The following is a 22,427-nucleotide window of genomic DNA, read 5'->3' on the forward strand; positions in this document are numbered from 1 at the left end:
ATTGACCTCTTCACACAATGATGATTTAGCTGATCTCCCCCTTCATCCCTTGCCTGCAGACTACCTTCTACTCCATCTTCCTGCCAGCTCCGCATATGAAAAAGAGCCGCCCTGAAGGTGCAATCCCCTTTCGTGCTCAGGACAACTCTTTTATGGTCTTGATCTTTCAATGGAACTCCAGCCTAAGGTGCCGTAGGCATCATACTGTCGAGATCCACAATCTGGTATCCTTCCGGTACTTCAAAGAGGTCGTCGGATAGACCGCCTACCTTGAAATCCGTGACTTCTGACACATACACTTCATCATTTCCCATCCTGGTTTCCACTCTTATGGGGAACCCGTACTCTTCATGAAGCCACATCTTCACCTGGTAGTCCGAACCGATCTCTCTGCTCTCCACCACATGGCAGGTTATGCCGTATATGGTCTCCTTGCCCAGATAATTCATGCTGCTCTCATCCACATCATCCGTGAAATCCTCCAGGGTGGGGACATCTCTTTCTTCCTCTTCATCCATTTCCATCGGCATTTTGATGGCTGTCTTTGACTGAGGGTCCAGAGTATAGAATGCATCCTCCGTATAGATCATCATAGCGCTCTGCCCCATGATTTCACTTTCCATACGCATGAGTCCGCTTTTCATGTACATCTTCGTGGTATAGTCTTCTTCTCCCATGCCGGTGACTTTCATCTCATAATAGAACTCATCCATTTCCCTTCCACCGGTGAATAGATCTGCGAGTTCCTCCTCACTGATTTCATTCTCCGCTTCCGGCTCCTCGGCTTCTTCCGGCTCCTCTACAGGCGTCTCTTCTTCTGGCTCAGGTGTCACTTCTTCTCCCTGAGAAGGCTGCTCTCCCTGGGGCTCTTCCGCATCACCATTTCCTCCGCATCCCCAGAACAGGAATGCGCCCATCAGAAGCAGTACACCGATGAGAATCCACTTGTTCTTTCTTCTTCCAGTTTTGATCATCTTCATCACTCCAAATCAGATCGAAAGTTCTTGTAATGGCAAGTAAAGAGAATGAGGCTGCTGGTCTTTGCAATGCGCGAGTCACGAAATCCTATCGCTCTATGGTTATGCCTATTATACCACCATCATGAGGATGAAAAATGAAATAACTGTTAAAGCCCATGGCTTTTCAGCATCTGCGCTTCCTTTTTTTCTGTGCACAAAGAGGCGTCCCCTTCAAGGGAACGCCTCCACAGCAGTCTGATTCTATTAGTCTTCGATGAGATCTTCTATGGAATCAATGTCCATATACGCTGGTACGATGAGGCCGATGGCCGCACCTTCAAGGTTTGGTCCCAGGTCATCGATTTCCGCTTCAAACTTCTCATAGTGATCTCCATGAGTTCCAGGAAGCCATGCTGCCACGATGGCATCTGTCTTCGCTGAAGCTACCGCTTCCCACATAGGTCCGTTTTCCACCTGAGTCAGTGTCACATCATAACCAAGGTCTCCTAAAACAGTTCCGATGACATTGGTGGACGCGATTTCAGTGTCCCAGGCCACATAGGCCAGATTGATTTCCTGTCCATCTACAGCTTCTACGCCTTCTGTCCATACGGAAACCTTATCCTGATTGTTGTCCACCCATTCTCTTGCAACTTCTTCAGGTTCTCCACCTTCGTTGATCTGCACCATGACATCTTCCATGTCAGAGCCTTCCCAGTAGAAGTTGTCCAGCACCTGATAGGCTTCTGGCATATCCGCTTCCAGTCCCAGTCTTGCGATGGTGTTGATGTTTTCTGCTTCTCCGAAGACACCCTTAGGATCTTCCAGATACTTCAGATCATACTTGGAGAATTTCCAGTGCGGATTCCATCCGGTCACGATGATCGGTTCTTCATTAGCAATGGCATCAGAAAGTGCCTGTGTCATGGCTGCTCCCGAACTGGTCTGAACCGTGTACTCAAGGCCGTAGGCTTCCACAGCTTCTTCAGCAGACCTTACGACACCGGCACCGGCATCGATTCCTGTGATGGTGTAGTCCAGCTGCTCGCCAAGAGAAGTCTCTCCTGATGCAGGGTCTTCCCCTTCTGCTGCTCCTGAACACCCTGCGACGAAAATCGCCATGGCTGCTATGGATGCGGTGATGAGTTTCTTGTACTTCTTGTTTAACATATGTTGTATTCCTCCTTGTGTATGTGAAAACCTGCCTGATGACAGGTTACTTCTAACCTAGTGCTTCGTGCGGTTCATGGCCTGGATCAGTCGATCCAGAATGATCGCTAGGATAACGATGGCAAGTCCGGACGCAAAGCCCATTCCTGCCTGGTTTCTACCGATGGCTCTGTAGACTTCTGTTCCAAGACCCTCCGCTCCGATCATGGAAGCGATGACCACCATGGACAGTGCCAGCATGATGGTCTGGTTCACGCCCTGCATGATGGTGTTCTTGGCCAGTGGAATCTGCACCTTGAAGAGCTTCTGGGCTCCGGTGGAACCGAAGGCGTCCGCTGCTTCAATGAGCTCTTTGGACACTTCCCGGATGCCCAGGTTTGTGAGCCTGACCACCGGTGGCATGGCGAAGATCACCGAGGCGATGATGCCTGGGACCATTCCGATACCGAAGAACGACACGGCCGGAATCAGATAGACAAAGGCCGGCATGGTCTGCATGAAGTCAAGAATCGGCTTCACGATGCTTTCCACGGTGGAATTCTTCGCCATCCAGATGCCAACAGGAATCCCGATGACAATGGCCACAAGACTTGCCGCCAGAATCAGAGACAGGGTCATCATGGTGCCTTCCCAGAAATCCAGGTTCCAGATGAGAAGCAGTCCGAAAAGAATAAATACGGGCAGTCCCCATATCTTCTTCGTGAAATAGACCGTGAGGCCAACCAGAACAAGAATCAGTACCCATGGTGGGAGAAACAGCAGTGCATCGCTGATATAACCCACGAAGGTATCCAGAAACTCACTGATGGGTTCAAAGATCCACTGGGCATTCTGCCTCAGGTAACTGACCATGGTATCGGTCCATTCCACTAATGGAATCTGTGGTATGTTATTCATCTGATTTCACCTCGTTTCTGGATAATGCTGCTAGAACTGCGCCTCTGACGATGATTCCCTTAAGGACTCCATCCTCTGTGACAGCCATGGGGATCTGTGTATTGTGGATCTTATCGAACAGATCGATGAGAGCCACATCCTCTGAAACGGTAGGTACATTCGTATCTACAATCTCATTCAGATCCTTCACTCCGTTTTTGATGGCCTCCGCTGCAGCTTCCGCTGTGACGATGCCATAGAGCTCATTGGTATTTTTTGTCACGTAGACACTGGAGATGCCTGCCTGCTTCATTCTCTGCAGCGCAACTCTGGGTCCTGCTTTGCCAAGCTGGATGGTTTCGGGACGGATCATGACGTTTCCTGCTGTGAATACCTTGGATCTGTCCACGTCTTCCACGAACTTCTCCACATAGTCATCTGCCGGATTTGTCATGATTTCCTCGGGCGTTCCGATCTGAACGATGACCCCATCTTTCATGAGGGCAATCCGGTCTCCGATCTTCAGTGCTTCATCCAGATCATGGGTGATGAAAAGGATGGTCTTCTGCATTTTCTGCTGCAGGTCCAGAAGTTCATCCTGCATTCCTTTTCGGATAAGAGGATCCAGTGCGGAAAACGCCTCATCCATGAGAAGGATATCCGGGTCGTTGGCCAATGCTCTTGCAAGGCCGACTCTCTGCTGCATACCACCGGAGAGCTGATTGGGATACTGGTCTTCATAGCCCTTCAGGCCAACCAGTTCCAGCGCCTGTCTGGATTTCTCCGCAATGACGCTTTTGTCCTTCTTCTGGACTTCCAGTCCATACCCGGTGTTTTCCTGTATGGTTCTGTGGGGAAAGAGTCCGAAATTCTGGAACACCATGCCCAGTTTCTTTCTTCTTGTTTCCATGAGCTGTTTCTTGTCCATCTTGGAGATATCCTCCCCGTCGATGAGAATGGTACCGTTACTAGGCTCGATGAGTCTGTTCACCAGACGGATCAGCGTAGATTTACCACTTCCTGACAGTCCCATGATGACGAAGACTTCTCCCGCTTCCACATCAAAGGATACTCTATTGACCCCGACGGTCATGCCGGTATCTTTCAGAATTTCATCTTTGGACTTTCCTTCCTTCAGCAGACGAACGCCCTGCTTGGGGTGTTTGCCGAAGATCTTTGTCAGATCTCTTACTTCAATTTTCTTCATTTGACCACCTACCTTTTTTCGATACTTATTACAGTGAAATAAAAAAGAGCCTTAATGATATATAAAGCTCTAAACTTATATAATATAACAATATTCCAGTTATTAATTATATAATACTAATCTTGTTTCGTCAAATAATGTATACCATTTCATAGATTGGTGATACTTTCTCAGACTAAACCATATCATATATGCTCCCCTATACGCCTCTATTCTCATTTATGCGGCAAATCTCAATATTTTATGAAGTTGTCACTTACAGTTAGGTAAAGAACCCTCTGCAGAAGGAAATTGCATTACAGGTTATGCTATAATCAGATGAAAAGGGAGGTTTCAGAATGAATACATATAATCTATCCAATGGTTTTGAAATTCCAGTGATCGGATACGGCACCTGGCAGAATGAAGATCCCAATGAATGCATAAATGGTGTGAAGGATGCCTTAGACGTTGGATTCAGGCACATAGACTGTGCCAGAGCCTACGCCAATGAAGCTCTGGTAGGAAAGGGAATCAGAGAAAGCGGAGTCCCTCGGGAAGAGATCTTTCTCACCAGCAAACTGAGAAACGCTGCCCACGGATACGACAATGTCTTGAAAGAAGTGGAAACGACCCTGAAAGATCTGGGCACCGATTATCTGGACCTGTATCTCATCCACTGGCCGGTGGTGAAAGGGCATAAAAGCGACTGGAAAGACGATAACCTGGATACCTGGAGAGCTTTCGAAAAGCTCTATGAAGAAGGAAAACTGAAAGCCATAGGCGTCAGCAACTTCTCCAGAGAGCATCTTGAGAATCTCCTGGAAAACGCGAAAATAAAGCCCATGGTGAATCAGATTCTCATTCACCCTGGCGTGCTGCTTGAAGAAGATATGGCCTTCTGCAGAGAAAACGGGATTCTTCTGGAAGGATACTCCCCCCTTTCCCCCTTGCATGCACTAGGCGAAGAGGAGACCTTCAGAGAAATCTTGAGAAACCATGGGAAGACGCCTGCGCAGGTGCTGCTTCGATTCGTACTGGAGCTGGGTGCCCTTCCTCTGACGAAAACCGTCCACAGATCCAGAATGCTGGAAAACATCGATGTTCTTGATTTTTCTCTCACCGAAAAAGAGATGAACTACCTGAAATCCTGGTCTCATCCGGATTTCTCGCCAAGAGATAACGTGAATGAACGTCCCCCTCAGAAGCTGGATGAGCTGGATGATAACCTGTGATTCCCGTATTAGAGGATTGATGAAATAATCAGCAGCTCATCATTGACTTTTATCGTATGCATCGCACCAGACCGGTTCATTGGTCCAGGCAGTGCTCAGGTAGAAGCATCACCTCTACAGATGGAGAAAAATCCGTTCAGGTAAAAGGATATGCATCGATCCATTGAAAAGGAGCTTTCCTCAGAGAAGGAAGGCTCCTTTATTCTGTCGGTCCACCTCCCTTTGTTAATAGATAATTAACCATTCTGGCATCAGAAAACCATGGTATTTTATGAAATTGGTGCTTCAATGGAATCAGAAGCATACTCTGAAAGCTCCTGTGGCAGAAAGCAAGATGAAACCTCACCGAAGCGCTCAGGTATGCATGGAAATATCCACAGGAATGGAGGCGATCATGTCATTCAGTTCATAGAATCAGTTCAGACAATCTAGTAAAGATGCAATACGCGTTCCTCTCTGCAGTTGGTGTTCTGAAACAGAACAGTGCTTTTTCATTAAAGTACTGAATCATGCTGCATATTTGTTTCTGAAAGGAATGAATACTATGAACCATCGAAAGTATCTTTATCCGATTCTATTCTTTGTGACATTCATCTTCAGCTTTGGTGCGTTCACACCGGTTCTTGCACAGGTGGGAACCGGCCCTGTTCTATCCGGGGAGGCCATAGTGATTCCTGTGGGAGGAACATACGATCCTCTGGAGGGTATCACCATCACCGATGATGTGGATTCAGAAGCGGCACTTTTTCAGCGATTGGAATATTACGGCACATTCGACACCACCGTATCCGGTGCCTATGAAATCTACTACTATGTGGAAGATTCGGACCACAATGTCGCTTACCTTGTTCGGCCGCTCATCGTCCTGGATGTGGAAACACCTATGATCTATGCACCTTTTGGCGAAGTGGAGCTGGGACAGCCATTTGACCCTCTCGGAAATGTCTCCGCCTATGATCTGAAGGATGGACTGCTCACCGATGAGATTGAAGTCGTATCCAGCAATGTGGACACTTCCATGGCTGGAAACTACACCGTGGATCTTCGTGTCACAGACACCGATGGAAACATCGCTGAAGCCACGAGAGAGGTGTACGTGTTCTGGCCAAGAGAGTATTATCCTGTCATCACTGCAGAAGATCTATTCATCCCCCTTGGCGAAGAGTATGACCTGATGGAAGGTGTGACCGCCACGGATCTGACGGACGGAGACCTGACGGGAAGCATCATCCTCGAATACTCTGAACTGGATCCCAATACAATCGGTATCTACTGGGCACAATACCGGGTGCAGAACTCACTGGGTCTGGATGGATATGGTGACAGGCGGATCATCGTTGTCGATATGAGCTCCTCTCCAGTCATCGTCACCCAGGATGCCTATCTTGAAACCGGATATGAATTTGATCCTCTTGACTACGCCTTCGCTTATGATGTGGAAGAGGGCAACATCACGGACCGGATTGAAGTGGTGGATAATCCAGTGGACACCTCCACTGCCGGTTCGTATGTAGTGACTTTTAATGTCACCGATTCTGACGGAAATACAGCAGAAGGAACTATGAAGGTCCAGGTGGACTGGTCCTATGAGAACTATCCAAGTTTCCAACTTGACAGCAGAGTCTATTATCTTCCCCTAAACGCCGAATTCGACCCGAAGCTGGGCGTCACCGCCTCCGATGCTAAAGACGGCGATCTGACGGACCAGATTGTCATAGAACAGCTTTATCTGGATACTTCCATCCCCGGAGAATACTACGTGGAGTACAGCGTCACAAACTCCCTGGGCATTACAGCCTGGGCCCAGGTGATGATCTACGTTCTGGACACCTCTGATCCTGTTCTCAAAGCTTATGACTTTTCCGTGGATCTCAACAGTGAACTGAACCTGGAATGGATCCATTTTGAAGCCTATGATCTGGAAGATGGAGATCTTTCAGGGGCAGTCACCTGGGACATCAGTGCTGTGGATGTCTCCACAGCTGGAACCTATCCCGTCACCCTTATGGTCTATGATTCCGATGGAAACTATGCCGAAGCACTCTGCTATGCCACCGTCATCGACAGGTCCTACCCAGAGCTGGAAGTATACGATCATATCGCCTATCTGAATTCAGATTACAATCCTCTGGACTACGTCTATGCATGGGACCAGTTAGACGGTGACCTCACCGGACAAATCGAGGTTGTGAAAAACACAGTCAAAATAAGAAAGATCGGCACCTATTTCGTCACCTACAGTGTTACAAATTCTCAGGGAAAAACCACCACAAATACCGCCAGTGTTGAAGTCATGAAGGAACCTGTCATGTCCTTCAATCTGATCTATGAAGGCAGTCTCATTCAGATCGATACAGATGAAAGTGGTCAGATGGCTTTCCTTACTTCACCCGTAATGATTCCAGCAGGTGCAGAAGTAGGCATCGGCATATACGCTGATGGAGAACCCGTATTTGAGATCATGGGGATTATCACATCCAGTGACATTCTGCCAGGATTCACCTATGCCATCTCTATGAATGAAGAGAATCAGCTCTTCACAACGATACTTCCATACATTTACAATGGTACAGGCTTCCGATACACTGCCCAAAAGGGAGAAGTGCAGTTCAAATCCACAGTGGAAGGTTCTATCCACTACGTGGTACAGGATGCGGAGGCTGCGCCACCTGATCTCTCATCTACTGAGAATATACTAACCGGTGTTGCAGGACGAAACAGCATCACTCTTAATGATCTGGACCCTGGGAAAACACAGATTGTGTATATCATGATGGAGAATCCAGAACTGGGTCTGTCCAATGTTCTGGCTGTTGAGCTTCCAAAGACGCCAAGCGGGCCAAATATGAATAAGCCGAAACCGGAGAAACCGAAAGACATCGCGGAGGAACCGATTCTCTCATCTTCTGAAGATCAGAAGGACACTATGAAGATGGAAGAAGAAGCAGTTTCAACAGAACCACACCATGAGAAGCCTGATATCCTTCACAAGGATCAGCAGAAGATAGAGGAGCCCTCACTGCAGAAAGAGACCCTGGAAGAACCTGAATCCGAGAAAGACCAGGAGAAGAAGGAGTCATCTGCTCTGGAAGAGCCCTCCTCAAATGATCCTGAACTGAAGAAGGTCAAGAAAAACCATGAAGAGCCTGTTCTGAAAGATCTGGTTCTTACTGAGACCAAGCTGAATAAAGGACAGGATAAGAAAGAGGAAAAGGAGCTAAAGGAGCTTCCTTTGAATCCAGAAGAAAACCATACTCCCCTTACCATCGAGGATCCCACCTTTCAGGAAACGATATCCCTGGGTGATAAAAGCTCCAATGAACCTGCTTCTGACCCATGAACAGATCAGAAGTCTCGAACATCCTGATCAGGTGACACCCGCGGATCTTTTCAGTACGCTAATACTGAGCAAACCATAGATCCGTAACCATTAAGGGAGTAAACCGGTTTCGATTTCTGTCATAATCCAAAAAATTGCAGCATCTCTGATAATGATTCAGGGATGCTGCTTTTTCTTACACGACTGTATGAATATCTCTACTTCACTCAGCCATATCCGCTCAGCAGGAAGATTTCCTGTTCCGGTCATGAATGAGCTTATGCGCTCTTATTTCTGCTTTATAGGAGATTTTCTCCTGCATTTTTGCTACAATGAATGAAGAACACCGGATCATTTTTAGGCGATAGGATCTACTCGGAATCGCCCATGACCAGATCGTCTGTATCGTCAGGACGATACATATCAACCGGTTTCCCAAAAATGAAATTTGACTAAATTCTGGAGGTCTTCATGAAAGATAGCAACACTTCCTTCTATAAAAAAATGCTCTACTTCGCCCTGCCCGTCACCCTGCAGCTGCTCATCACCTCAGGACTCAACATGGTGGATTCTCTTATGGTGGGCGGGCTTGGTGTCACTGCCATTGCCGCAGTGGGCATCGCCAATAAGTACTCTCAGTTTCTCATCATTACCCTCGCAGGCTTTGTCAGTGGGGCGTCCATCTTCTCTGCCCAGTATTTCGGCAGAAAGGACAAAGATGGCGTGAAGAGGACTCTTGACCTGGTCTTTATCTATGTGACGCTGTTCTCGCTTTTCTTCGGCGCAGTGACACTTTTCTTCACTAAGGAGATTCTGGGCATCTTCTCCAGCGATCCCATCGTCATCGATTCCGCTGTCTCCTATGTGAGAATCATCGCTTTCACCTATCTTCTGACAGGGTGGAGCATGCTTTTCGGTGTGATCCTGAAAACCATGGGGATTGTGCATAAACCCACTGCCTACAGCATCACAGCACTCATCGTGAACACATTTTTCAACTGGGTGCTCATCTATGGAGCACTGGGGTTTCCGGAGCTTGGTATAAAGGGCGCAGCCTATGCCACTCTTTTCGCGCGGCTGATTCAGACCCTTCTTCTTCTTCAGCTCCTCTACAAGGAAAAGCTCGTCGGAAGAAAAACCTACGGGGTAGAGAAGAAATTCGGGTTCTCCCGAAAATACTTTGCGCTTACCCTGCCCTCCATTTTCAATCATCTCACCTGGACCCTAGGCGACATCACCTTCTTCTATATCTTCACTCAGGTGGGCACCAATGAAACTGCAGCTGTTGCCCTCGTTGACCCACTTGTGTTCATCTTTGTCTGCGTCTATACGGGCATCAGTGACGCTTCCTCTGTGATGATCGGTCATGAGCTGGGGAAGAAATCCTTTGAGAAGGCAAAGGAATATGCAGGGAAATTCCTGCTTCTTACGCTGAAGCTCTCGGCTTTGACCGCTTCACTCATTCTGCTCTTCAGCCCGAGACTGCTTATGCTGTACAACATCACTCCGGAGGTGGAAGAGCTTGCAAGGACCCTTCTCTTCATCTTTGCCGGGCTCTCCGCCTTCAAGCACCAGAACTATGTCAACAATGTCGGCATCCTTCGAGTGGGCGGAGATACCACCTATGTACTCTGGCTGGATACGCTGACTGTATGGGCTTTCAGTATTCCGATCACGTTCTACCTGCTGTCAATCTCCGCCCCCTTCCCAGTGATCTATTTCTCCGCAGGAGCCCATGAAATCCTTCGTATCTTCTTTGGTCTGTCTCGAACCAGAAGCGATAAATGGGTGAATTCTCTGGTGGATGACGCAACAGAGCAATCGTCCGAGGCAGGCGTGTTATGATGCTTTGTGTTACCTCAGCTATGTATTCACAATCACTGCCATAATACGGAAGAAAAAGAGCAAACGAGTGACCTGCCGCCTGAGTCTCAGAAACCTCATATGAATCGAAAATACAATATTTTGATGCAATTGAAAAAGCAGCATTTTTCTCAGAAAATACTGCTTTTTCCCCTTTTTAGGATGTGGATGAAACTACCTGATAGAATGTTCCTCTGATATTTATATGCTAGAGATTCATGATAAATGTGACACCAAAAACAGCAATACCAATGAAAGAAACAAAGAGTGACTTCCCTTCTTCTTTCATGTAGTAATAGATAGCGCCTCCGGCAGTCAGAGCAAAGGGAATCAGAAGCCCCACATATTTACTGGCGTTGTTTCCCATGGACCCATCCATCTGAATCTGGAGACCAATAGTCTCTGGCAGTATTATGATTCCTATGATATACAAAGCCATGGCAATCAGAACGAGAGCTCCACTAAGCATGATTCGACCATTTCTATTCATATTGCACTTCCTTTTTATAATATTCTAGGCAACCGATTCATTTTGAATTATGACTATATTATATCACTATATTATTGGGGAAGTTACCTAGGAATCTAAATAAAAAGATTACTGCAAGTGACTCTCGCTCTGACCTGCAATAGATTGTCCGACTGACTTTAAAAATCGCAAAAAAGAGGAGACATCATGCAATAGCATCTATCTCCTCCGTCATACTAAAATCTGGATATTTTAAACTAGTGATTTTGCTTTTTCCTTATTTTCTTTGAACTCATTCTGAATATTCTTTAGAATCTCTTCATTCTCAATCATGTCTACCACTGATCCTGCTATGATTTTCGCACCATATTTTATTGCAGCATAGGCTTCTTCAGATAACGCATAATCAATGAATGTCTGGGAATGAGATGATGTTCCAGGGGGAACAAAAGCTACTCTTATGCATGACCCAGGTAATTCAAACATAACATTTCCAAAATCTGTAGAACCTGTCTTCTGTCTGGGAGGTGTAATATTGGGTGCATTGATTGCTTCTGCATTTTGAAGCAACAGTTCATTTAGTGACAGAACCGGAATCTTGTTATTGTATGCTCTTACAATTTTATACTCGCAGTTTGTTCCAGTCATGAGTGCTGCTCCCTTGAATATATTTTCAGCACGTAAAATCACATCATCAAGTTGTGTGCGATTATATGATCTTAGACTCACAGTTGCCACTGATTTTTTAGGTACCACATTTGCGGGGCCACCCACTTCTTTTATTGTGTAGTGCATTCTGACATCGTCGGGTACATGCTCTCGCATAAATTCAATCCCGTTAAACATGAGCAGTACAGCATCAAGAGAGCTTCTGCCCTGCTCTGGTTTTAATGCAGCATGGGCACTTTTACCATGAAAAGTCACTTCAAAGTTTGTTGAAGCCAGAGATTTGACATCTGTTGTTGTCTCCGGTCCCCCATGCATCATTATTGCAACATCGATATCTTTAAATGCTCCGTTCTTAAGCATTATGATTTTTCCTCCACCACCTTCTTCCGCTGGTGTTCCATAAACTATAAGCCTGAATGGCTTATCAGTATATAAATTCTTCACTGCTAACGCAGCTCCAATTATTGAGGATGGTTGCAAATGATGTCCGCATGCATGGCCGATCCCTTCTAATGCATCATATTCTGTTAATAGTCCGATTGATGGACCACCATCCAGATTTTTGTATACTGCTCGAAATGATGTTTCAAGGCCGCCTACACCACGTTCTACCTGAAAACCGTTATCCTCCAGAAAATCACAGATATAGTTTGCGGATTGAATTTCATTAAAGGAAAGTTCAGGATGATTAAAAATAAATTCTGCCATTCCATTAAGATCTTTCTCTATACTGTCAATGTAGTCGTATAATTTTTCTTTCATAAATTCCTCCGTTAAAATGGTCCTAATTTGATGTATTGAGCTATTGTAACTAAAACACTTCCCACTACAACCCATATAAGAAACAGTTTCCACATAAATTTCATCCATCTATCATATGGAATATTCGCAACACCTAAAATGCCCATCAGCGCTGTAGAAGTTGGTAGAATATAATTACAGAATCCGTCACCAAAGTTAAATGCCAGTATTGCTGTTTGCCTGGTCATTCCAATCATATCCGCAACTGGAAGTAATATCGGCATAACAACTGCGGCCTGTCCGCTTCCTGATGTGATCAGGGCATTGATTACAATATTAGAAACATACATAAAGGAACCTTGAAGAAATGCTGGTACCGTCACCAGAATACTGTTCAGTCCATAAACAATCGGATCTAGAATCTTTCCATCTCCCATAACCTGAGAAACAGCTGTTGCTGTACCCAGTATTAGGGCTGCACCAATCATTTTTTTTGCACCTTCAACAAAATATTTCGCTATTGTACTCGGAGAATATCCCATAATCATTCCTGATATGAGTCCTAACCAAATGAATGCTGCTCCATTATGACTGATTTTCCACCCTAGATTAATACCACCGTAAACTATAACCACCAGTGTTCCCAGAAGTGTTAACAATACCAGCCACTTTCTTGTATTCATTTCGCCGAATGAATCCAAATCTGCAACGCCTTCTTCTCTTTCCTTGTCCAAATCATACATAGGACTGAGCTCAGGATTCGCCTGTATCTTGTTGGAATATCGGATCAGATATATGACAGAAACGATGAAGAAAACTACCAGAGATATGGCTCTATATTCAATACCCGAATATAGAGGCAATCCACCCAGTTCCTGAGCCAATAAAGTTGTGCTGACATTGAGTGTGCCAGTGGAAAATCCTACTGCACCACCAATCAGAATGACCCCAACCCCTACTATGGAATCTAGTCCCATAGCAAGTGCAATCATAACCGTTATGGGTGCAAATGCTATGAATGTGTTAACGCTCTTCACGGTAGTGATGAGTGCAAAGACCAGCGTCAGTATAAATACGAATATCCCTTTCTTATTAGAAAATTTTCTTGCTACTTTCGCTATAGAGGAATGAATCGCGCCACTCTTCGTCAGAATATGAAAAGCACCTCCAGATAGAAGGATTGTTGCTATCAGCTCTGCTCTGGTTATCAGTCCTTGTACAAGGTAAAAAGGAATCAGAAAAATATTGACAGGAGTCGATTCAACATTAGTGTATGTACTGGGATCTACGACGGTTTTCCCTGTCACCTCATCAGTGATCCTGGCATATTCTCCTGCAGGAATAATCCAGGTAAGAAGTGCTGCGAAAAAAATGATAATTGCAATGACAACAAGAGTATGTGGGAACTTGAACTTCCCTCTCAATGATTTGAATGTTTTCTGCATATTGGGCCCCCCTTTATTTTTCTTTATTTTCTCACTATTTCCCCTTTTCTATCAGTTAATTTGATTTCATTGTAGTTAAAACTACAAAATATGAAAATATAATCTTCAATTTATCATAAATAGTGATAGAATAATATATAATTAAGCAAGCATGGAGGATAAACTTAGATGAATAATAATGGCAAGTACGATTTGGATTCAAATTGCAAATCATTAATAATGGATTATCCTGCATGTGATAATCCGGAAATTATTGATTCTATTATGAAGCATGGCAAAAAGCAGAGCTATAAAAAAGGCACTATAATCACCACTCCAGGTGACCAGATAGACTCCATTAAATTTCTCTATTCAGGAAAAATCAAAGTTGTTATGAATGATTCTTTCGGATACGAAAAAGTATTATACATTTTAAGCAATGGATGGTTTTTGCGGGAAGGTCTTTTCATCAATAACAGACTGACATCCACTGCAAAAAATACTACGTATGCTGAAGAGGAATGCATTGTTTATTTGATTGATCGGCCTGCATATGAGATCTTATCCAAAGAAACTGACTTTCTTCAATCTCTGATCAAGAGTTGTACCATTAAAAGAAGTGTTTTGGTGAATGAAATCAATAATATGACTTTCATGTCTGCACGCGATCGTATACTTCAGCTTCTCATTGCATCCTCTCAGAAAAATCCTGACAAGATGGATTCTCAATGGCACAATCTAAAGCATAAATATTCTCATCAGGACATGGCTTCTATTCTTGGCATGAATAGGGTTACCGTGAGTAAAGTAATTACTGCTTTGTGCAAGACTGGCGAACTGCGTGTACTAAATCAGAAAATCCAGATTAATCATAAGCTTTTATAGGACTTTACCAGTAATCTTATCTTTATAGTTAATCCGAACCTCAGATAGGCAAATATTTTCATGCTCAGCATGAAGAAAAGCAGCTCCCCTCATCACAAGGGAAGCTGCTTTTCATTTCTGGCGGAGAGAGAGGGATTCGAACCCTCGGTACGCGGTTAGCGTACAAAAGTTTTCGAGACTTTCACCTTCGACCTCTCGGACATCTCTCCACAACAGAACTAGTATACCTTTTTTTAGGGTATTTTGACAAGAGAGAAGTGCAATCTTACCAGACATAAGACTGCACTTTTTTGTGTCTATCTGAAAATAGTACTGATTTCTTGGAATTCCGTCTCTGAGATCTTCACCTTTCTTGTCTTCTGATTGGCTCTGATCTGATCCGCATGCTTCGCTCCTGGAATCACTGCATCAATGAAGTCCGTTTCCAGATACCAGGCCAGTACCAGCTGATAGACTTCACAGTCCTTTTCTTTTGCCATTCTCCTCAGGAGATCGATCTTTCTCAGGTTCTCCTCGTATTTGGTGGAGAAATTCGGATTCTTTCTTCTTCTTTCCGGAATCTCCGTTTCCAGGGTGTATTTTCCTGTCAGAAGGCCTGCAGCAAGAGGAAAATACGGGATAAAAGCGATGTTGTTTTTTCTCAGATACGGAATGAACTTCTCTTCCTTGTCTCTGACCAGAAGATTGTACTCATCCTGAACCACATCGATGTATCCGTCTCTGTTGGCTTCCTCGATCTGTTCCAGAGAGAAATTGGACACGCCGATTTCACGGATGATGCCTTTTTCCCTCAGCTTCTGGAGCGCTCCTACAGCCTCGTACTTCGGTGTCTTCTCATCAGGGAAGTGGATGTAGTAGATGTCGATATAATCGGTCTTGAGCCGTTTCAGAGACTTATAGACCTCATCCACCAGAAAGTCCGGATGGTTGTCCACCACAATCTCTCCCTTTTCCATTCTATGCGCACCTTTTGTTGCAAGAAGGATCTTGTTTCTTGCATTGCATTTCTTCAGCACATCACCGATGACTTCCTCGGAACCACCCATGCCATAGTAATAGGCTGTATCGAAAAAGTTCACTCCCAGGTCCAGCGCCGTCAGAATCATATTATGGGATTCCTCATCGCTGATGGGATTGTATCCGGGATTGCCCACCGCATTGGTGCCAAGCCCCACCGGGTTCAGCTGAAAATCGTTGTAGATATCACTCATTCTCTCATCCCTCATTTCCTTCTTTTCTTTCTATTTTACCATAGCTTCAGTCAAAAGCGCTCAGCTTTGTGATGGTCGTATCCGGAAGCTTCTCTGCCCAGCTGAGGATTCGCTCATGGCAGGTGAAAAGAACGCTCTGGACCGGCACCTCCCGGTCTCCGCTGAATTCATGGAGAAACTGAAGGCCTTCTCTGGCCCTCTTGTCATCATACTGGGTGAACACATCGTCCAGGAATAAGGGTCTTCTCTTCTCTTCCTGAATGATCAGATCCGATATGGCGAGTCTCAAAGAAAGATAGGCCTGATCGATGGTTCCCCCGCTTAGGAAAGCCCAGTCATACATCTTCTTCGAATCCTGGTCCTGGAAAGAGATGGCAAGATCCCTAGACACCATGACCTCCTCATACTTCCCGCCGGTGAGTCTCTGGAAGATCTTCTGGGTCTTTTCATTGACCCTGGGACCAAAGGAGCTCTGCATTCTGCTGAAGGAAGCCATGAGGGTTTCTCTGGCAAGTTTCAGCGCTTCATGGTCACTTTCCATCTCCTCATATTCCGCGCGTGCTTCTTCCATCTCATTCTCGATCTGACTGATGTTTTTCTTCCTCCTGTATTTTTCCCGCACTTCGGACTGCAGGAAGATGATCTCCTCACGGATCTCCTGGATGATACCTTCTTGTTCCTCCAACGCCTTTCTGATTCTCGACTTCTCCTCTTCATCGGTGAAGTCTGTTTCTTCCGCCAGAGAAAGCGCATCCACCTTCTCCTTCTCTGCAGAGAGCTTCTCTTCCAGTTCATGGATGCTGGATCTTCTCTCCATGTCCTTTCGATGCTCCTCGGCTGATTCCAGCTGAAGGGTCAGTCTCTCCTTCTCCGCCAGCACTTCACTCAGGGCGCGCAGGATGTCATCCGCTTCCTCCACAGTCTCCAGCTCCTTGTAGATTCTGAAATGTTTCCGGATCTCCTCTTCGGAGTCATTGCGTTTTTCCAGATATTCCCCGAAGCCTCTTTTGCTGTTTTCCACTTCCTCGGATTTTCTTTCCAGACGCTCACGATGGTTCTTGTAAGCATAATACTTTCCGGAAAAAGCATCCAGATCCTCACAGCTGTGAGCCTCAAGAATTGCCTCCAGCTCCTTCTTCAGGGCCTGAAGCTTTTCCTCCTGCTGGCTGATCTTTCTTTCCAGCTCCATGATTTCCTCTTCACTCACCTGCTCCTCATCGTCCTTCAGAAGAGCTGAAGCTCTCTTGAGCGCTGTCTCCGAGGCTTCCATGAGGCCAAAGAGTCTCGTGACCTGGGTCTTCTTCTCGTCCAGCTTTTCACGCAGCTCCGTGCGCGTCTTCTTCACTTCCTCGAATCCTGGCTGCAGGGCAGCCAGTCTTTCCTCCAGGCGGCTGATCTCTCTGCCTGTTTCCTCCAGCTCCGATTTCAGTTTCCTGATATCAGCCTCTTCTGCCGCATATTTTCTGATGGATTCTCCTTTGGCTTTCTCCAGTCTCTCTTCGCTGTCTTTTATGAGCACCTCATTGATGCTTTCCCTCTGAACGATTCTCTTCTCCGTCTTCTTGAAGGAAAGAACGAAGAGGACTGCTGATACAAGAAGCCCGGTAAAGATCAGCTCATCCACCAGGATCCCAAGAAGGACCACAAGGACTGTAAGAAGGATGGTAGCGCCAAGCACAGGTTTTCTCAGTTCTCTGCCGCCAGGAATCTCTTCTGTATAGATCTGCGGTTTTCTGGCCTTCTCCAGCTGCTCTCTCGCATCTCTTATTCTCTCTTCCTGTTCCTTCTGAAGCGTACGGAGATCCTCTTCCTTCTCCAGCAGATGAGAAGACTTGTTCTCCACCTTACTGGTTAGACCTGATTTCTCCTTCGTGAGTTCCTCCATGGCTTCCCGCTTATCCGCAAAATCTTCCTCAATCGCATCGTAATCCTTTTGGAGATTCGACAGTTCCAGATCTTCCAGCTGGAAGTTTCTTTTCGCTTCGTTAAACTCTTTCCGGAGGGTTTTTCTCTCCTTCTCTTTTTCATAGACATCTCTGCGCTGGCGCAGAAGGTCTCTGTTTTCGGAAAGAACGCCACTTACAATTCTTTTTTCCTTATCGATGCGGAAGGCATTCCTGAAGGTTTCATCCGATACCGCCAGAGGCACAGTCTCCGTCAGCTTTGCAAGAAGCTCTTCGGATTCCTGAAGCTCCTCTTTCAGATATCTGCCCTCGGAGAGAAGTCCCTCATAGGCTTTTCGCTTCTCCTCCCCCTTCACGACAAACGCTCCATCGATGTCCCCGAAGGGTGTGGTCAGCTTCTCCTTTGTTTCTTCCAGGGCCTCCATAAGCGCAGCTCTTCTCTTCTCCCTGCTTATGGCGTCCTGATATTCTTTCAGGTTGGCGAAGAGGGAAAAGCCTTCATAGCGCGCATCAAGAGACTTTTTCTTGTCCACCTCTTTCTGAAACTGGGCCTCCTTCTCCTCCACCTTCTTCTGATAAGATGCCTTATCTTCTTCATCGATTCTGGCCTGGCGCTTCTCTTCGGAAAGATCTTCCAGAAGCTGCCCGGCTCTTACAAGAAGTCCGTTCTTCCTGCTTTTCGAAACCAGGGTCTCCTCCTGACTCTGGAGAAGATTCTTCGCTTCCTCATAATTCACTTCTTCACTGCCTGTGGTCACAAGGTTTAAAAGCTTCTCCGTAATCTCATCCTTCTTTGTGGAAGTGCCTAGAAGCGTTCCGCCCTGTCCGATGAAGACGCTTCTTGAAAAAGCCTCTTCTCCCACACCGAAAAAGTCTTCTCCGGGACCCGATTTGGAGGAAAGCTTCACCTTTTCGGAAGTATCCTCGTTCCATAATGTCACCTCATCGGTGGTATTACTGCTGCCAAAGGTTCTTTCCAGACGGTAGTTCTTCCCCTCATGTTCAAAGAAGATCCTGCCTCTCATTTCTTTTCCGTTCCAGGGTCTGTATTTTCTCCTGGGATTTTTCGTAAGATCCGTGGATCTTCCTCCATGACCATAGAACATCATGAGGATGAACGCCATGATGGTGCTTTTTCCGTCCTCGTTATCGCCATAGATCACGTTCAGCTGGGGTCCCAGTTCCAGTTCGTAGCCTTCGAATTTTCCGAAATTGTCAAGTTTTACGCTCTTAATAATCACCAAGTCCCACCTGCCCTTCAAATGCTTTCATGCCATAGTCCAGTGCTTTGTCGATCCTTGCTCTGGCCTTTTCATCCCCGCTTTTCTCTGCCTCTTTTCTCTGCAGGAGAAGCTCCTGCACGAAATATCCCCTGAGGGATTTTTCCCGGGCCATCTCCTCATAGTCCACAGCCATTCTTGTTTCATCCACAAGCTTTACGAAGTAGAGCTCCTCTTTCAGCGCCAGCTCCACATTCTTCCAGGGAATCTTCTGGTCTCTATTCATGGTGCCTTTCACCCTGATTCGATAGAAGTGCTTCTCGTAGGACTCTCCGTAGCGATCCTTCAGTAGCGCGAGAATCTTCTTCTCCGCCTCGATTTCATTCTGAACCTCGGAAAGGTCCATCTCCTCCATGAGATACATTCTCTGGCTGAGCGGTCTGAATTGAAGGTCCATCTTCTCCCTGCTTATAGTGCCCATATAGACGCCCTTTTCTCCCAGTTCATCGAATCCTCTGCCTTCGGGACATCCCGGATAGGCATACCAGGTGCTTCCTGCCTTCTCTATGGGGGATCTCAGATGAATATGCCCCAGCGCCACATAATCCATGCCGCTTCCCGATAAGACAGAAGGCGTTATGCCGTGGTAGTCGCTTCCCTGGTTCTCCGACACCAGATCTCCATGGACAACGCAGAGATTCAGGTATTCCTTATCTACAGGCAACGCTTTATCGAAAAGGGACTTTCTTACATAGGTGCTTTCAAATCCCGCCCCATAGACTGCAGTCTTCAGATCTGGAAGAACCACTCTCTCCATCTTTCCTCTGAAAATCGTCACATTGTCCGGCCAGTCTTCTTCTGCATAAGGGGAATCCATGGCCACATAGTCATGATTCCCCGGAGAGATGAAGACCCTTGCAGGCACTTCTGCCAGATAGGTTTTCACCGACGCCACGATCTGAGGATCCACATTGGCTCCTTCAAAAAGATCTCCTGCAATCAGCAGCAGATCCATCTTTTCTTCTTTGCACAGCTGCGTGATTCTACGAAAGGTTCTCAGAAGCTCTTTCTTTCTGGCTTCCTGTTTTTCTGGCACCGTGGCAACCTCTGACCCCAGGTGCACATCCGCCACATGCATCAGTCTGATTTCATTCATCCGGCTGAATCCTCCTCTTTTTATAGACTTATTGATTACCATTATTTCATATTCACTATCCCGTTTTATGGACAGAATTTCTCTTTCCCTTCCATTATAAACCAAAACCCCATAAAATGAGAACTTATGTTTCAGATTTCTCTTTGTGAAGGCACTGTACTTCCCTGATCCTCATACTGTATTTATAACCCACAAAAAAACAGCCTCATGCATAGAGGCTGCATCATCTGCTGAAGTGCTTCTGCCTTAAGGGCTGCCTGCGGGCATCGCTCACTTCTTTCTCCTTTATCAAATTCTTTCCGGAATCTCCTTCTGAGACAACTTATCCGAGGCTCTCCGCATAGGCCTTGAAGCGGTCCAGAATCGCCTGCCATCCAGCCTTCTGCATCTCCACGGGAAATGTGTTCTCCGCTTCAAATACACTGACGATCTCCGTTTTGCCCTCTTTCTCCGTGAAGGTGGTGAGAACCTTTCTGCCATCATCCAGCGTATAGGCGATGCGCTCAAAAGGTACGACCTCATCATAGGTTCCGGTGAAGTCGAAGCCTTCCTTACCGTCTTTGGATTCCATGCGGTACGAGAATTTTCCCTTTTCTCTCAGATCGTTCTCTGCCCGGGGACTGTGCCAGTCATCCGATGCGCTGTTCCACTTCACAATATGTTCCGGGCTGGTCCAGTAGGTCCACACCTTCTCTATCGGCACCCCTACAGCTGTCTGAATTTTTACGTTTGTTTGTTCCATGCTCTGCTCCTCCTTTCAGGTTCTATACTCCCCCAATTATATTGCTGTTTTTTGTCAATATAATGAGCTGAGTGAAAACATTATGTGAAAGCAGAAATTTGAAGGAACAAGACTCGGTCCGATGACCTGATATTTTCCCCACCGGTTTCAGTACTTACAGTGTCAGCAGGGAAATGACTTCTCCTCCGATGACATCGCCGGTCTCTTTAAATCCTGCGGAAGTGTATAGCTTCTTTGCCACGGTATTTTCCGGTTCGTAGGAAAGCCAGCAGTGCTTCGCTTCCCCGCAGGGAAAGCTTCTCAGATAGTTCAGGGAAATCTCCAGCGCCTTTCTGCCATATCCTTTTCCCTGAAAATGTTCATCAATCATGAAGCGCCAGATGCCGTAGCTTCCTTTGATGTAATCCGGGTCCCCTTCCTCGTATCCGTCAAAGCCGAACATGACAAAGCCCACCAGTTCGTCCTCCTCATAGATGCCGAACGGCAGCGCCACCCCGCCGCTGGTGATGGTGGTGTAGGCCTGTAGAATACTCTGCGTATTGGTGGCCACGAAGTTCTTCTGGTCCTCTCTCACACTGAGGCCAACGATTTTCCAGATGTTTTTCTCATCCACTTTTCTAAGTTCCATGTCAAATCCCCCTCTTTTCTCTTCATCATAGCATTTTCCCATATCCGTATACGAAAAAACTGCAGAAGATTCATGCGATCCTCTGCAGCGTCTTTCACCTGTTTCCTATTTCAGACTGCTGGTCACTTTGACCTCATCCACATTTTTCAGCTCTTCCTGACTCACAGTGAAGAGGACATGTCTTGTGGCGATATCCATGGTGCCGATTTCCGCTTCCGTTCTGTTGATGAACGCTTCCGCCATGTTGTCCTTGATCACAAGATTTTCTCCCACCACGCTGTTGGAACCGGAGCTCTCAACGAGGATCACAGCCACAAATCCCTGTCTTTCAAAATAGGCTTCATCCACTTTCTGAAGCTTGGTCAGACTCAGTTCATCAATGAAGAAGGGATTCTCCAGAATCGTATAATCCGCGTCATATTTTCTGAACTCCTCATAGGTCCGGATGATGCGATTCTCACTGATCATGTCCAGACCGTCTGAGGTTCTGAAATTCATGATTTCGGTCATGGGCGCTTCCATAGGCGCCTCAGCCGTAACCGGCGTTCTTGCCCTCTCCAGCATGACGGCATCACCCGCTGATTCTTCTTTTGCACAGGCAGTCAGAAGAAAGAGAGATAAGAGTATCAATGCGATTTTCTTCATGGCTTCACCTCCTTGTTTTCTTACTTAATTTAAACATATACAACCCTTTAAGAGATTGCGAAAAAATAACATTTCGGTATAAAAAAATAAATCATTGCTCAGGAAAGGAGAACCACACCATGAAA

At 46.1% G+C, this 22,427-nt stretch carries 17 protein-coding genes and 1 tRNA gene; 4 read left to right on the top strand and 14 right to left on the bottom strand.

Annotation, left to right across the window (positions count from 1 at the left end; translation table 11 throughout):
- Window positions 1-182: 182 nt before the first annotated feature.
- The 4 genes from ACHAL6_RS12855 to ACHAL6_RS12870 all read right to left on the bottom strand — a co-directional run bounded on the left by ACHAL6_RS12855 (window position 183) and on the right by ACHAL6_RS12870 (window position 4,212).
- Window positions 183-974, bottom strand: a complete 792-nt coding sequence (locus ACHAL6_RS12855; RefSeq protein WP_395271078.1) for a DUF4412 domain-containing protein — start codon at window positions 972-974, stop codon at window positions 183-185.
- A 249-nt stretch (window positions 975-1,223) separates the two neighbouring features.
- Window positions 1,224-2,129 carry a glycine betaine ABC transporter substrate-binding protein gene (locus ACHAL6_RS12860; RefSeq protein ID WP_395271079.1) on the bottom strand — a complete coding sequence of 302 codons (906 nt, stop codon included), beginning with the start codon at window positions 2,127-2,129 and terminating at the stop codon, window positions 1,224-1,226.
- A gap of 57 nt (window positions 2,130-2,186) precedes the next feature.
- Window positions 2,187-3,026, bottom strand: a complete 840-nt coding sequence (locus tag ACHAL6_RS12865) for an ABC transporter permease (RefSeq protein WP_395271080.1) — start codon at window positions 3,024-3,026, stop codon at window positions 2,187-2,189.
- The gene (locus tag ACHAL6_RS12870) at window positions 3,019-4,212 is read right to left on the bottom strand and encodes a glycine betaine/L-proline ABC transporter ATP-binding protein (protein ID WP_395271081.1); all 1,194 of its coding nucleotides are present in this window, start codon (window positions 4,210-4,212) and stop codon (window positions 3,019-3,021) included. The genes ACHAL6_RS12865 and ACHAL6_RS12870 overlap by 8 nt, the downstream gene beginning before the upstream one ends.
- A 338-nt stretch (window positions 4,213-4,550) precedes the next feature.
- Between ACHAL6_RS12870 and ACHAL6_RS12875 the strand changes: the two genes are divergently transcribed.
- From ACHAL6_RS12875 to ACHAL6_RS12885, 3 genes are all read left to right on the top strand, one after another.
- Window positions 4,551-5,426, top strand: a complete 876-nt coding sequence (locus ACHAL6_RS12875) for an aldo/keto reductase (protein WP_395271082.1) — start codon at window positions 4,551-4,553, stop codon at window positions 5,424-5,426.
- Between the two features lie 544 nt (window positions 5,427-5,970).
- Window positions 5,971-8,766: an immunoglobulin-like domain-containing protein gene (locus tag ACHAL6_RS12880; protein WP_395271083.1), complete on the top strand. Its 2,796-nt coding sequence runs from the start codon at window positions 5,971-5,973 to the stop codon at window positions 8,764-8,766.
- A 450-nt stretch (window positions 8,767-9,216) separates the two neighbouring features.
- Entirely contained in the window at window positions 9,217-10,590 is a 1,374-nt protein-coding gene (locus tag ACHAL6_RS12885; RefSeq protein ID WP_395271084.1) for an MATE family efflux transporter, read from the top strand.
- A gap of 226 nt (window positions 10,591-10,816) precedes the next feature.
- On the opposite strand, the gene ACHAL6_RS12890 is transcribed toward ACHAL6_RS12885, so the two are convergent.
- From ACHAL6_RS12890 to ACHAL6_RS12900, 3 genes are all read right to left on the bottom strand, one after another.
- Complete coding sequence (locus ACHAL6_RS12890) at window positions 10,817-11,098, bottom strand: hypothetical protein (protein WP_395271085.1); 282 nt, start codon at window positions 11,096-11,098, stop codon at window positions 10,817-10,819.
- Window positions 11,099-11,329: 231 nt separating this feature from the next.
- Entirely contained in the window at window positions 11,330-12,508 is a 1,179-nt protein-coding gene (locus ACHAL6_RS12895) for a M20 family metallopeptidase (protein ID WP_395271086.1), read from the bottom strand.
- Between the two features lie 11 nt (window positions 12,509-12,519).
- Complete coding sequence (locus ACHAL6_RS12900) at window positions 12,520-13,932, bottom strand: YfcC family protein (protein WP_395271087.1); 1,413 nt, start codon at window positions 13,930-13,932, stop codon at window positions 12,520-12,522.
- A gap of 168 nt (window positions 13,933-14,100) precedes the next feature.
- On the opposite strand from ACHAL6_RS12900, the gene ACHAL6_RS12905 reads away from it, so the two are divergent.
- Window positions 14,101-14,796 carry a Crp/Fnr family transcriptional regulator gene (locus ACHAL6_RS12905; RefSeq protein WP_395271088.1) on the top strand — a complete coding sequence of 232 codons (696 nt, stop codon included), beginning with the start codon at window positions 14,101-14,103 and terminating at the stop codon, window positions 14,794-14,796.
- A 118-nt stretch (window positions 14,797-14,914) separates the two neighbouring features.
- Here ACHAL6_RS12905 and ACHAL6_RS12910 read toward each other — a convergent pair.
- The 7 genes from ACHAL6_RS12910 to ACHAL6_RS12940 form a co-directional block, all read right to left on the bottom strand.
- Window positions 14,915-15,005, bottom strand: a tRNA-Ser gene (locus tag ACHAL6_RS12910).
- A gap of 87 nt (window positions 15,006-15,092) precedes the next feature.
- On the bottom strand, window positions 15,093-16,007 hold the full coding sequence (locus ACHAL6_RS12915) for an aldo/keto reductase (RefSeq protein ID WP_395271089.1): 915 nt from the start codon (window positions 16,005-16,007) through the stop codon (window positions 15,093-15,095).
- 46 nt (window positions 16,008-16,053) lie between these two features.
- Complete coding sequence (locus tag ACHAL6_RS12920; protein ID WP_395271090.1) at window positions 16,054-19,152, bottom strand: AAA family ATPase; 3,099 nt, start codon at window positions 19,150-19,152, stop codon at window positions 16,054-16,056.
- A complete protein-coding gene (locus ACHAL6_RS12925; RefSeq protein ID WP_395271091.1) occupies window positions 19,142-20,287 on the bottom strand; it encodes an exonuclease SbcCD subunit D in 1,146 nt (381 codons plus the stop codon). The genes ACHAL6_RS12920 and ACHAL6_RS12925 overlap by 11 nt, the downstream gene beginning before the upstream one ends.
- A 322-nt stretch (window positions 20,288-20,609) precedes the next feature.
- Window positions 20,610-21,029, bottom strand: coding sequence for an SRPBCC family protein (locus ACHAL6_RS12930; protein WP_395271092.1), 420 nt, complete (start codon window positions 21,027-21,029; stop codon window positions 20,610-20,612).
- A 154-nt stretch (window positions 21,030-21,183) separates the two neighbouring features.
- A complete protein-coding gene (locus tag ACHAL6_RS12935; RefSeq protein WP_395271093.1) occupies window positions 21,184-21,657 on the bottom strand; it encodes a GNAT family N-acetyltransferase in 474 nt (157 codons plus the stop codon).
- Between the two features lie 105 nt (window positions 21,658-21,762).
- Complete coding sequence (locus ACHAL6_RS12940; protein ID WP_395271094.1) at window positions 21,763-22,302, bottom strand: hypothetical protein; 540 nt, start codon at window positions 22,300-22,302, stop codon at window positions 21,763-21,765.
- Between the last annotated feature and the right edge of the window lie 125 nt (window positions 22,303-22,427).

Source organism: Proteiniclasticum sp. C24MP (assembly GCF_043951855.1).
Classification (GTDB): domain Bacteria; phylum Bacillota; class Clostridia; order Clostridiales; family Clostridiaceae; genus Proteiniclasticum.